Annotated in this window: 13 protein-coding genes; 9 read left to right on the top strand and 4 right to left on the bottom strand. The window is 74.9% G+C overall.

The annotated features are described in order from the left end of the window. Positions 1–124 precede the first annotated feature (124 nt). Both ACI79R_RS17235 and ACI79R_RS17230 read right to left on the bottom strand, forming a co-directional pair. On the bottom strand, positions 125–883 hold the full coding sequence (locus ACI79R_RS17235; RefSeq protein ID WP_456574875.1) for an SDR family NAD(P)-dependent oxidoreductase: 759 nt from the start codon (positions 881–883) through the stop codon (positions 125–127). Positions 884–976: 93 nt separating this feature from the next. Further along, positions 977–1,828, bottom strand: coding sequence for an SDR family NAD(P)-dependent oxidoreductase (locus tag ACI79R_RS17230; protein WP_456574874.1), 852 nt, complete (start codon positions 1,826–1,828; stop codon positions 977–979). Positions 1,829–1,929: 101 nt separating this feature from the next. Here ACI79R_RS17230 and ACI79R_RS17225 point away from each other — a divergent pair, with 101 nt between their 5' ends. The 8 genes from ACI79R_RS17225 (at position 1,930) to ACI79R_RS17190 (ending at position 9,519) form a co-directional block, all read left to right on the top strand. After that, positions 1,930–2,427, top strand: coding sequence for a nuclear transport factor 2 family protein (locus ACI79R_RS17225; RefSeq protein ID WP_456574873.1), 498 nt, complete (start codon positions 1,930–1,932; stop codon positions 2,425–2,427). A 129-nt stretch (positions 2,428–2,556) separates the two neighbouring features. Further along, complete coding sequence (locus ACI79R_RS17220; protein WP_456574872.1) at positions 2,557–4,119, top strand: ABC transporter substrate-binding protein; 1,563 nt, start codon at positions 2,557–2,559, stop codon at positions 4,117–4,119. 79 nt (positions 4,120–4,198) lie between these two features. Further along, positions 4,199–5,158, top strand: a complete 960-nt coding sequence (locus ACI79R_RS17215; RefSeq protein WP_456574871.1) for an ABC transporter permease — start codon at positions 4,199–4,201, stop codon at positions 5,156–5,158. Next, on the top strand, positions 5,155–6,099 hold the full coding sequence (locus ACI79R_RS17210; RefSeq protein ID WP_456574870.1) for an ABC transporter permease: 945 nt from the start codon (positions 5,155–5,157) through the stop codon (positions 6,097–6,099). The genes ACI79R_RS17215 and ACI79R_RS17210 overlap by 4 nt, the downstream gene beginning before the upstream one ends. A 3-nt stretch (positions 6,100–6,102) precedes the next feature. After that, entirely contained in the window at positions 6,103–7,116 is a 1,014-nt protein-coding gene (locus ACI79R_RS17205) for an ABC transporter ATP-binding protein (protein ID WP_456574869.1), read from the top strand. Then, the gene (locus ACI79R_RS17200; RefSeq protein WP_456574868.1) at positions 7,113–8,156 is read left to right on the top strand and encodes an ABC transporter ATP-binding protein; all 1,044 of its coding nucleotides are present in this window, start codon (positions 7,113–7,115) and stop codon (positions 8,154–8,156) included. The genes ACI79R_RS17205 and ACI79R_RS17200 overlap by 4 nt, the downstream gene beginning before the upstream one ends. Further along, a complete protein-coding gene (locus tag ACI79R_RS17195) occupies positions 8,153–8,665 on the top strand; it encodes a nuclear transport factor 2 family protein (RefSeq protein WP_456574867.1) in 513 nt (170 codons plus the stop codon). Before ACI79R_RS17200 ends, ACI79R_RS17195 begins: the two co-directional genes overlap by 4 nt. Beyond that, a complete protein-coding gene (locus tag ACI79R_RS17190; RefSeq protein ID WP_456574866.1) occupies positions 8,662–9,519 on the top strand; it encodes an SDR family NAD(P)-dependent oxidoreductase in 858 nt (285 codons plus the stop codon). Before ACI79R_RS17195 ends, ACI79R_RS17190 begins: the two co-directional genes overlap by 4 nt. Before the next feature lie 70 nt (positions 9,520–9,589). On the opposite strand, the gene ACI79R_RS17185 is transcribed toward ACI79R_RS17190, so the two are convergent. Further along, on the bottom strand, positions 9,590–10,492 hold the full coding sequence (locus tag ACI79R_RS17185; protein WP_456574865.1) for a TIGR03619 family F420-dependent LLM class oxidoreductase: 903 nt from the start codon (positions 10,490–10,492) through the stop codon (positions 9,590–9,592). 52 nt (positions 10,493–10,544) lie between these two features. Between ACI79R_RS17185 and ACI79R_RS17180 the strand changes: the two genes are divergently transcribed. Further along, positions 10,545–11,345, top strand: a complete 801-nt coding sequence (locus tag ACI79R_RS17180; protein WP_456574864.1) for an SDR family NAD(P)-dependent oxidoreductase — start codon at positions 10,545–10,547, stop codon at positions 11,343–11,345. Between the two features lie 54 nt (positions 11,346–11,399). On the opposite strand, the gene ACI79R_RS17175 is transcribed toward ACI79R_RS17180, so the two are convergent. After that, a complete protein-coding gene (locus tag ACI79R_RS17175; protein ID WP_456574863.1) occupies positions 11,400–12,275 on the bottom strand; it encodes an enoyl-CoA hydratase in 876 nt (291 codons plus the stop codon). Positions 12,276–12,301: the final 26 nt, after the last annotated feature.

The following is a 12,301-nucleotide window of genomic DNA, read 5'->3' as shown; positions in this document are numbered from 1 at the left end:
CCCCCCGCCCCCCCCCCCCCCCCCCCCCCCCCCCCCCCCCCCCCCCCCCCCCCCCCCCCCGCCCCCCCCCCCCCCCCCCCCCCCCCCCCCCCCCCCACGGCCCCCGCACCGGGAACCGGCGGCGCTAGTCGAAGTTGGCCTGGCCGCCGTCGAGCGGCACGGTCGCCCCGGTGAGGTAGCGCATCGCCGGGCTGACGATGGCGACGACGGCGCGCCCGATGTCCTCCTCGCACTCGCCGATGTAGCCCAGCGGGATGGTCCGCTGGAACTCCGCGGCCTCCTCCGGGTTCCGCTCGACCCATCCCCTGAGGCCGGGCGAGAGCGCGTGCGGGGCGATCGCGTTGACCCGGATGCCGTCGGGGCCCCACTCGTCGGCGGCGGCCCGCGTCAGGGAGCGGATCGCCCACTTGGCCGAGGCGTAGGCGCCGTAGGTCGACAGGTCCCAGCGCACCATCGCCGAGCTCACCAGGTTCACCACGGCGCCGCGGCGCTCCTTGAGGTACGGGTGCGCGGCGCGCATGAACGCGAAGGTGGCGAACGGGCCGCTGACGAAGCCGCGCTGGAACGTCTCGTCGCTCATCGACAGCAGCGGGCCGTAGGCGCCGGAGTAGGCGTTGTTCACCAGCACGTCGATGCCGCCGAAGGTGCGCGCGACCTGCTCGACGACCCCGGGGATCGCCTCGAGGTCGGTGACGTCGCACGGCACCGGCTCCGCCCGCACGCCGCGGGCGCGCAGCAGCTCCACCGTCGTGTCGAGCTTCTCCTTGGTCCGGCCGAGGACGGCGACCGCGGCGCCCTCCGCGGCCAGGGCGAGCGCGATGCCCTGCCCCACGCCCTGCCCTGCGCCGGTGACCACGGCGACCTTGCCGTCCAGGATGCCCACTGTCGCGCCTCTCCCCTGCTCGGTACGGAGCCCGCATCCTGCGGGCGGGACGACGGCCGGCCAGCCGCCGCTCCTGCTGATCGGGACCCGGCGTCAGACCGGCAGGCCCAGGTCGGCCACCAGCCGCGGGGTCCAGACCACCCGGCCGAGGAACCGGTCGGCGTCCGGCGCGGTGGCCAGCCAGACGACGGCCGCGCCGGCCGCCGTCTCGGGGGTCGGCGCGAATCCGGCGCCGGCGATCGCGCCGGTGCCGCCGCGCGCGGCGCCGGCATCGGTGACGACGAACCCCGGGTCGAGGTTGAACGCGCGCACGCCGGCGCCGCGGTACTCGACGTCGATCGCCCCGGCCAGCCGGCCGAAGGCCGCCTTCGACGCCGCGTAGGCCAGCCCCCAGCCGCCCTCCCCCGGCGGCGCGGGCGGATCGGTGGTCGCCGAGCCCGACGCGAGGTCGACCACGGTGCCGCCGCCGGCCGCGACCATCGGCGGCAGCACCGCCTGCACCAGCACCAGCTGGGCCAGGAAGTTGCCGGCCATCGTGCGCGCGGCCACGTCCGAATCGAGGTCGAGCAGCCGGTCGTGCTCGCCGGCCAGGTGGGTGATCGCGTTGTTGACCAGCACGTCGACCGGGCCCCACGCGGCGTGCACCCGGTCGGCGGCGGCCCGCACGGAGGCCGGGTCGAGCAGGTCCATGGGCACCGGCAGCGCGCGGACACCGCAGGCGCGCACCTGCGCCACCGTCGTCGCCAGGCTGCCGGGCACCGGAATGGCGCGGCGCGGATCGGCGCTGGACCGCGGCTCGACGACGCCCTGCCCCTCCTCCACGGTGCGGGCGGTGAAGGCGACGTCGTACCCGGCGCGCGCCAGGGCGAGGGCGATCGCGCGGCCGATGCCGCGGCTGGCACCGGTCACCAGGGCCACCGGCCGACGCCGGTCCGGGCTGCTCACCCGGGCGAGTCTGCGGGCCCGGCGGACCCGTGGCGGCCGCCTCTCCCGGTCACCGGACCGGCGCGTGCCCGGCCGTCCGGCGCACCCCTAGCGTCGCGGCCATGCCCGCCGACGCCCCTGCCCCGCAGCCCGTCGCCCCGGAGGTGCGCGCGGCGCTGTGCGACCTCACCGCCCGCTACGCCCTGGCCGTCGACCGCCGCGAGCTCGACACCGTGGTCGCGCTGTTCACCGAGGACGGCGTCCTGGTGCTGCCCGACCCGCCGGCGTCGCTGGCCCCGGTCACCGCGCACGAGGGGCGGGCGGCGATCCGGGCGGCGATGTCGGCGGTCGCCGCGGTGCCGCAGACGTTCCACGCGGTGGTCGGCGAGGTGCACGACGCGGGCGGGGACGACGACACCGCCACGGGCACGGTGGCCTGCGAGGCCCACCACCTCTCCCGCGGCCGCTCCGGCGAGGTCACCGACCTCGTGTGGCAGCTGCGCTACGCCGACACCTACCGGCGCACCCCGCAGGGCTGGCGGTTCGCCCGGCGGGAGCTGCACGTGGCCACCGTGGCCCTCCGGCCGGTGCGGGCCTGGCTCGGCGACCGGGTGACCTGACCCGCTACCCGGCCGGTCACGGGTCCATCACGGGCGTTCCTCTCAGCGGGAGGTCGGCTGACCCGTCGGGGTGACCTGTGCCACCGTGGCACCTCCCAAGCGCTTGCTTGGCCAGCGACGGAGGACTCGATGTCACGACTTCGACTGGCGGGCGCCCTCGCGACCGCCCTGGCTCTGACGGCCTGCTCGGGCGGGGGTGGCGGCAGCGACTCCTCCGGCTCCCCGGACGCCAGCACGGCGGACTTCGACACGTCGGCGACGCTGCGCTACGCCGTCACCGCCGGTGTCACGTCGTTCGACCCCCACAAGACCCGGCTGAGCTCGGACTTCACGCTGCTCAACTTCGTCTACGACCGGCTGGTGCACCGCGACATCACCGGCTCTCCGGTGCCGGGGCTGGCCGAGAGCTGGGAGCTGGCCCCCGACGGCTCGACCCTGACCCTGACGCTGCGCGAGGGCCTCACCTTCAGCGACGGGACGCCGTTCGACTCCGAGGCCGTGCGGCTGAACCTGCTGCGCGCCAAGGAGCCCGACTCGATCTCCTCGGCCCTGCTGGCGCCGGTCGGCTCGATCGACACCCCGGACGCCACCACCGTCGTGCTGAACCTGACCGGCCCCGGGGCGCAGCTGCCGCTGACGCTGTCGGACCTGGCCGGGATGATGGTCAGCCCGCAGGCGTTCGCCACCCCCGAGGCGGCCGCGGCCCTGGCCCAGACGCCGGTCGGCATCGGCCGGTTCACCCTCACCGACAGCGAGCCCGGCGCCCGCTACAGCTTCGCCGCGAGCGAGGACTACTGGGACGCCGACGCGCTCCGGCTGGCCGGCCTGGAGATCTCGGTCATCAGCGACTCCCAGGCGCTGCTCAACGGCGTGGAGTCCGGCCAGACCGACTGCGGCCTGGCCAACCCGGAGATCATCGACGCGGCGATGCAGATCCCGGACGTGTGGACCGAGGTCGCCACGACGCTGACCGAGTCGGTGCTGTACTTCAACAGCAGCAGCGGCGAGCTGGCCAACCCGGCGGCGCGCCAGGCCATCTCCTACGCCATCGACCGCGAGGCCATCCTGGCCGCGGCGCAGGAGGGCCACGGCGAGGCCGCCACCCAGCTGTTCCCCGAGGGCTACTTCGCCCACTCCGAGGAGCTGGCCGACCGGTACGCCCCCGACCCGGACAAGGCACGCGACCTGCTGGAGGAGGCCGGCCGCCCCGACGGCTTCACCTTCCGCGCCATCGTGCTGGGGCTGCCCCAGTTCGTGACCACCGCCCAGATCATCCAGCAGCAGCTGGCCGAGGTCGGCATCACGATGGAGCTCGACACCCGCTCGCCGGCCGAGGCCGGGGTCAGCTTCGCGCGCGGGGAGGCCGACGCGGTCGTCACCGCCTGGACCGGCCGCCCCGACCCGTCCAACCTGATGACGGCGTACTTCGCCCCGACCTCGCCGCAGAACCCGTCGCGCAGCACGCCCGACGGCTTCCTCGAGGCGCTGGCCGCCGCCGACGCGATCGCCGACCCCGAGGAGGGCGGCGCCGCGCTCGCCGAGGCCAGCCAGATCGTGCTCGACGACGCGCGCGTGGTGCCCCTGACCTTCAACGACGTCGGCGCGTTCTGCAGCACCTCCGTCGCGGGCTACGAGCCCACCGTCAACGGGGTGAGCGAGTTCCGCGGCGTCGGCATCACGACCGGGGAGTGACCCGCCGCCGGCGGGGCCCCGGGAGGGGCCCCGCCGGCGCGGTCCGCGTCCCGCCCGAACCACTGCGAGGAGTCCGCGCATGAGGGGACGAGTCCTCCGCCTCGTCGGCCGCCGCCTGCTGGCGCTGGTGCCGCTGCTGCTGATCGTCACGCTGCTGACCTTCAGCCTGGTGCTGCTGATCCCCGGTGACCCGGCGGCCCGGATCGCCGGCGAGGCCGCCACCCCGGAGCAGGTCGAGATGGTCCGCACCGAGCTCGGCCTGGACCAGCCCCTGCTGGTGCAGTACGGCTCCTTCGTCGGCGGCCTGCTGCGGGGCGACCTCGGCACCAGCTTCACCTACTCGGTGCCGATCGCGGACATCCTGCTCGACCGGCTGCCGATCACGCTCTCGCTCGCCGTCGTCGCGATCGTCATGGCGCTGGTCATCGGCATCCCGGCCGGCATGATCGCCGGACGCCGCGCCGGCCGCTGGCCCGACCGGGCCGTGACCGTCGCCAGCACCCTGGGCCTGGCGACGCCGAACTTCGTGCTCGCCCTGCTGCTGATCCTGGTCGTCGGCATCAGCCTGCGCTGGCTGCCGGCCACCGGGTACGCGCCGCTGTCCGAGGGCTTCGGCGAGTGGCTGTCCTACCTGCTGCTGCCCGGCCTGGCCCTCGGCGTGGTGTGCGCCGCCGAGATCGCCCGGCAGCTGCGCAGCGCCATGGTGGGCGTGCTCAGGCAGGACTACGTGCGCACCGCCGTGGCCAAGGGCCTGCGCCCGCGCGCGGTGGTCGGCCGGCACGCGCTGAAGAACGCCCTCATGCCGGTGGTCACCGTCATCGGCATCCAGATCGGCTACATGCTCGGCGGCACGGCGGTCATCGAGAGCGTCTTCGGCATCAAGGGCCTGGGCGACTTCGCCGTCCAGTCGGTGCTCAACGGCGACCTGCCGGCCATCCAGGGGATGGTCGTGTTCGCCGTGCTCATCACCGTCGTGGCCAGCCTGCTCGTGGACATCTCCTACGGCTACCTGAACCCGCGAGGGGAGCGGACCACATGAGCACGACGGAGGCCGGCCCGCCGGAGATCGTCCCGCCCGTCCTGCCGTCGACGGTCGGGGCGCCGCCCGCCGGCGACGCCGACGAGGCCGCCGCGCCGTCCCCCCGCCGGCAGTTCGCCCGGCGGTTCCTCCGCTCGGTCACCAACGTCGCGGCCCTGACCGTGCTGGTGGTGTGGGCGGCGGTCGCGCTGCTGGCGCCGGTCATCGCCCCGCACGACCCGCTCGCGCAGGACCTCCTGGCCCGGCGGCTCCCGCCCTTGTCCGACGGGCACCTGCTCGGCACCGACAGCCTCGGCCGCGACACCCTCTCCCGGCTGCTGTTCGGTGCGCGGGTGGCCGCGGAGGCCGCGATCACCTCGGTCGCGGTGGGCCTGGCCATCGGCGTGGTGCCGGGGCTGGTCGCCGGCTACCTGCGCGGCTGGTGGGACGCCGTCCTCAGCCGGATCGCCGACGCCCTGCTGTCCTTCCCGCCGCTGCTGCTGGCCATGGCGATCGTCGGCGTCATGGGCCCGGACGTCACCAACGCGATGATCGCCATCGGCATCGTGTTCGTGCCGCGGTTCTTCCGCGTCGTGCGCTCCGCGGTGCTCGCCGTCCGCGAGGAGACCTTCATCGAGGCCTCCCGCAGCATCGGGACGCCGACCGGCTGGGTGCTGCGCCGGCACGTGCTGCCCAACGTCGCCTCGCCGCTGATCGTGCAGATCAGCCTCGCCTGCGGCTTCGCCATCCTCGCCGAGGCCAGCCTGAGCTTCCTCGGCCTCGGCGTGCAGCCGCCCGACCCCAGCTGGGGCGTGATGCTCGCCGACGGCCGCGCGTCGTGGTTCTACACGCCGTGGCCCATCGTCGTCCCCGCCGTCACGATCATCCTGGCGGTCCTGGCCTGCAACCTCGTCGGCGACGGGGTCAACGACTCCGTCGGCCGCACCGTCCGGAAGGGCTGACCCGTGGCCGCCTCCCTCCCCGACCCGGCGGTCCCGCTGCTGTCGGTGCGCGACCTGACCGTGGAGTTCGCCACCGAGCGCGGCTACCTGCCGGTGGTCAGCGACGTGAGCTTCGACGTGCCCGAGGGCAGCGTCGTCGGCCTGGTCGGCGAGTCCGGGTCGGGCAAGTCGGTCACCTGCTTCTCGGTGCTGCGGCTGATCGAGACCCCGCCCGGCCGGATCACCAGCGGGCAGGTGCTGTTCCGCGGCCGCGACCTGCTGACCCTGCCCGAGCGGCAGATCCAGGACGTCCGCGGCAACGAGATCTCGATGATCTTCCAGGAGCCGATGACCAGCCTGAACCCGGCGTTCACCGTCGGCGCGCAGATCGCCGAGACGGTGCGCCGGCACCGCGGCGGCAGCCGGAAGGCGGCCACGGAGCGGGCGGTCGAGGTGCTCGACCTGGTCGGCATCCCGCGGGCCCGCGACCGGGTGCGCGACTACCCGCACCAGTTCTCCGGGGGCATGCGCCAGCGCGTCATGATCGCGATGGCGCTGTCCACCGAGCCGGAGCTGCTGATCGCCGACGAGCCGACGACGGCGCTGGACGTGACCATCCAGGCCGAGGTGCTCGACCTGCTGCGCGACCTGGGCGCCCGCTTCGGCATGGGCGTCCTGCTGGTCACCCACGACCTCGGGGTGGTCGCCGACATCTGCGACCGGGTCGTGGTCATGTACGCCGGCCAGGTGGTCGAGCGGGCCGAGGTCGACGACCTGTTCGCCGCGCCGCGGCACCCCTACACCGAGGGGCTGATGCGCTCGCTGCCCAGCGTCGAGGGCCCCGACGAGCTGCACGTCATCCCCGGCTCGGCGCCGCTGCCGTGGGCGGTGCCGCCGGGCTGCCGGTTCGCCGCCCGCTGCGCGCACGCCGTCCCCGGGGTCTGCACCGGCGAGCCGCTGCTGCTGGCCGACGCCGGCCCCGGGCGGGTCACCCGCTGTGCCCGCGCCGGTGAGCTCGTCCTCGGAGGTACCCGGTGAGCAGCCCCGCGAGCTCCCCCGTCCCCGCTCCCCCGGCCCGCGAGGGCACCCCGCTGCTGAGCGTCCGCGGCCTCGACGTCACCTTCCGCACCGGCCGGCGGCGCCGGCTGCGCGCGGTCCGCGGCATCGACCTCGACATCTGGCCCGGCGAGGTGGTGGCCGTCGTCGGCGAGTCCGGATCGGGCAAGAGCAGCGCGGCGCGCGGCATCCTGCAGCTGGTGCCCACCACGGGCGGCGAGATCGTCTTCGAGGGCACCCCGCTGACCGGCCTGCCGAAGGACCGGATGCGGGCGGTCCGCCGCGACATGCAGATGGTGTTCCAGGACCCGTTCTCCTCGATGAACCCCGCGATGACCATCGAGGACGTCATCGGCGAGCCGCTGGTGGTGCACACCGACCTCGACCGCGCGGCCCGCCGGGCCCGTGCCCGCGAGCTGCTGGTCCAGGTGGGCCTGCGCGCCGAGCACGTGGACCGCTACCCCCACGAGTTCTCCGGCGGCCAGCGCCAGCGGATCGCGATCGCCCGCGCGATCGCGCTGAACCCCAAGCTGGTCGTCGCCGACGAGGCGGTCAGCGCGCTGGACGTGTCCAGCCAGAACCAGATCCTGCAGCTGATGCAGCGGCTGTCCCGGGAACTGGGGATCGCCTACCTGTTCATCTCCCACGACCTCGGCGTGGTGCGGCACATCGCCGACCGCATCGCGGTCATGTACCTGGGCACGATCGTCGAGCAGGGGCCCACGCACGAGCTGTTCGAGCAGCCCGTGCACCCCTACACCCGGGCGCTGCTGTCGGCGGCGCTGGTCGCCGACCCGGTGCGGCAGCGGCAGCGCACCCGCATCCGGCTCACCGGCGAACTGCCCGACCCGGCGTCCCCGCCGCCGGGCTGCCCGTTCAGCTCCCGCTGCCCCAGCGTGCTGCCGGTCTGCACCGAGCAGGTGCCGGTCGCCACCCCCGCACACGGTCCGTCCGGCAGCGTCGTCTGCCACCTCGCCCGTCCCCCGGCCGGGTCCCGGCCAGAGCTCAAGGAGGCACCATGACCGCGCTCCAGACCACCCGCACCCTGGAGGACCGGATCGCCGCACTCGAGGCGGTGGCCGCCATCGAGCGGCTGAAGTACCGCTACTGGCGGGCCTGCGACGCCAAGGACGCCGAGGCCTTCCGCGCCTGCTTCATCGCCCGGGGCGCCGACCTGGACTACGGCCCCCGCATCGGCCGGTACGACGACGCCGACGGCCTGGTGGCGGTCTTCTCCCGCATCGCCCGGGCCACCGGTGAGGACGGCAGGCACCTGATCCTCGACATGCACCACGGCCTGCACCCGGACATCACGCTGCTCGACCCGCTGACCGCCGTGGGCCGGTGGACGCTGCGCTTCCGCCAGATCAACCTGCACGACCGCACCGAGAAGCTGGCCGCCATCGAGTACGACGACCGCTACGTGGTCGAGGACGGCGAGTGGAAGATGGCCAAGTCGCACGCGCACACGCTGTGGTCGTACTCCCGGCCGCTGGCCGACGGCGTCGCCATCGAGGAGGACTTCCGGTGAGCGGCCAGGGTGAGGGCGCCGGCCGCGTGGCGCTGGTCACGGGCGGCAGCCGCGGCGTCGGGCAGGGCATCGCCGTCGGCCTGGGCGAGAGCGGCTGGACCGTCGTCGTCACCGGCCGCGGGCCGGCCGGTGCCGGCACGCCGCTGCAGGACACCGTCGACCGGGTCACCGCCGCCGGCGGGCGCGCGGTCGCGGCGGTCTGCGACCACCGCGACGACGAGCAGGTCGCCGCGCTGGTGGACGGCGTGGTCGCCGAGCACGGCCGGCTGGACCTGCTGGTCAACAACGCGTGGGTGGGCCCGGGCATCGTCGAGGCCCCGTTCTGGGAGCGGCCGCTGTCGGAGTGGGACCAGCTGATCGGCGTGGGGCTGCGCGCCCACTACGTGGCCAGCCGCGCCGCGGCGCCGCACATGGTGGCCCGCCGCTCCGGGCTGATCGTGAACATCTCCTCGTTCGGCGCCCGCTCGTACCTGCACTCGGTGCTCTACGGCATCAGCAAGGCCGGCCTGGACAAGATGGCCAACGACATGGCCCGGGAGCTGCGCCCGCACGGCGTCTCCGCCGTCTCGTTCTGGCCGGGGCTGGTGCAGACCGAGGCGCTGCTCTCCCGCGGGATCACCTCGGTGGCCGGGGCGCTGGTCTCCGAGGGTGAGACGCCGGCGTTCCAGGGGCGGGTGCTGGCCGCGGTGGCCGCCGACCCCGACCTCCCGTCGCTGTCGGGCACCGCGCTGATCTCGGCGGAGATCGCCGAGCGCTACGGCATCACCGAGGAGGGCGGCCGCCGGCCGCGGGTGCAACGCGAGCTGTTCGGCGGCGGCCCGCTGTACCCGCCGGTCGCCACCGCCGCGGGCTGAGCCGGGTCCGCCGGGAGCGGCGCCCTCGGGGGTGCCGCGCCGCTCCCGGCGGACGACCAGGGAGCCGGGCTCAGACCGCCGCCATCGCGTCGGCCAGGTCCCGCAGCACGGCCGGGGCGTCGGCGGGGTCCGGGCACCACGCCTGCAGCATCACCAGGACGTCGGTGCCGCCGGCCTCGAGCATCCGGCGGGTGTTGGCCACGAACGCCTCCTGGTCCACCCGCCCGTTCCCGTCGAGCGACAGCCGCGGGGAGATCCGCACGCTGACCGACGCCGGGTCGCGGCCGGCCTCCTCCATCGCCGCCCGCAGGGTGGCCATGCCCTCGGCGACGACCTTGCCGCCGTCGGTCGGCGCGGGGATCCACCCGCTCCCCCACCGCACGATGCGCTCGAGGTTGCGCTCGGTCAGCTTGCCGCCGATCCAGATCGGCACGCCGCCGGCCTGCACCGGCCGCGGATAGCAGGCGATCTGCGAGAACGACAGCGTCTCCGAGGTGAAGTCGACCGGCCCGCCCTGCCACAGCGCGTGGCAGGCGGCCAGGCCGTCGTCCAGGAGCTGGTGGCGCCGGGCGAAGTCCAGGCCCGAGGCCTCGTACTCCTCGGCCTGCCAGCCGGTGCCCACCCCGAGCACCAGGCGGCCGCCGCTGAGCGCGTCGAGGGTGGCCGCGGACTTGGCCAGCAGCGCCGGCGGCCGCAGCGGGGAGATCAGCACGCCGGTGGCCAGCCGGAGGTCCTCGGTGGCCCCCGCGATGGTCGACAGCACCGTCATCGGCTCCAGCCACGGGGCCTCGGGGCCGCCGGGGAAGCCGCCGTAGGGGTACTTCTCCAGCTGCGTCCCCATGACCACGTGGTCGACCACCGAGACCCCGCCCACGCCGGCCTCCTCGGCGGCCTCGGCCAGCCCGACCAGGGCGCGCCACGGCCGGTCGCCCAGGTAGTCGCCGTGGTTGGGCAGTCCGACGAACAGCGTCATGGGGCTCCTCAGGTCGTTGTCGAGCAAGCGCTTGGTAGCCTAGCGTTCGGGCATGACTCCGATCCACTCCCCCGGCCCCCTGCTTCCCGGCCTGCAGGCCGTGGTCACCGGCGGCTGCGGCGGCATCGGCGGTGCGGTCAGCGCGGCGTTCGCGGCGCACGGCGCGCGGGTGCTCGCCGTCGACGTCGACGTACCCGGGGACGTGCCGGACGGCGTCGACACCCTCGTCCTCGACGTGACCGAGCCCGGCGCGGCGGCGCGGATCGCCGGGCAGTGCGAGCCCGACGTGGTGGTGCACAACGTCGGGCACTTCCTGCGCGCCCCACGGCGGTTCGTGGAGGAGGGTCCCGACGACTGGGCGCGGATGTTCCGGGTCAACGTCGACCACGCCCTGGAGCTCACCGCCGCGCTGCTGCCGGGCATGCTGGCCCGCGGCCGCGGCGGCAGCGTGATCAGCATGACCACCGTCGAGGCGCACCGGGCGATCCCGGGCCACGCGGTCTACTCCGGCGCCAAGGCCGCGCTCATGGCGTGGTCGCGCAGCATGGCGCTGGAGCACGGGCCCGACGGCATCCGGTTCAACACCATCGCCCCCGACCTCGTCGAGACCCCGCAGGTGCCCTACCGGGAGCGGGTGGCGGAGGAGGACTGGTGGCGCTGGCGGCTGTGGGCGCCGCTGGCCCGCCCCGGAACGCCGGACGACGTCGCCGGCCCCGCGCTGTTCCTCGCCTCGCCACTGTCGGCCTACGTGACCGGGACGACGCTGCACGTCGACGGCGGCAGCCACGCCGCCGGCGGGTGGTTCCCGCGCGAGGACGGCAGCGGCTGGACCAACCGCCCCTACGCCCCCTGAGATGGCGACGGGCCGGTCGCGCGCCCCCGCGCGACCGGCCCGTGCGGTGCCGCCTCAGGACGAGGCGGCCGACTTCTTCATCGACCGGGCGTCCATGCCGGCCAGGGAGTCCAGGCCCACCTCGGCGTTGTGCGCGTGCGCGACGTGGTGCAGGCCGAAGACCGAGTCCATGCCGGCGCGCAGGCCCATGAGGTCCTCGGCCTGGTTGACCGCCTTCTTGGTCAGCGCCAGCCCCAGCCGCGGCATGGTGGCGATCTTCTCGGCGAGCGCGAACGTCTCGGTCTCCAGCTGGTCGCGGGGCACGACCCGGTTGACCATGCCGAGGGCAAGGGCGCGCTCGGCGTACACGCGGTCGCCGGTGAAGAGGAACTCCTTGGCGAAGCGCGGCCCCATCACCCACGGGTGGGCGAAGTACTCGACGCCGGGGATGCCCATGCGCACGACCGGGTCGGCGAAGAACGCGTCGTCGGCGGCGACGACCAAGTCGCAGCACCAGGCCAGCATCAGCCCGCCGGCCACGCAGGCGCCCTGGACCATGGCGATGGTCGGCTTGGGCAGCTCCCGCCACCGCCGGCACATGCCGAGGTAGACCTCCGACTCGCGGGCGTAGCGGCTCTCCGCGCCCTCCTTGTCGGTGTGGTCCCACCACAGGCCCGCGCGCCGGTCGAAGGACTGGTCGATGTCGCGCCCGGGGGTGCCGATGTCGTGGCCGGCGGAGAAGTGCTTGCCGTTGCCGGCCAGCACCACGACCTTGACGCTGTTGTCGGCGGCGGCCCGGTAGAAGGCGTCGTCCAGCGCGTAGGTCATCCGGGAGTTCTGCGCGTTGCGGTACTCCGGCCGGTTCATCGTGACGACGGCGACGTCGCCGCGCTGCTCGTAGGTGACGACCGGGGCGTCCGCGCCGTCGGCGGGGGTCTCGGGGCTGCTCATGGCGCTCTCCTCGGGTTCTCGGGCGG

Source organism: Blastococcus sp. SYSU D00820, from assembly GCF_054050695.1.
This window is presented reverse-complemented; position numbering and strand designations above follow the sequence as displayed.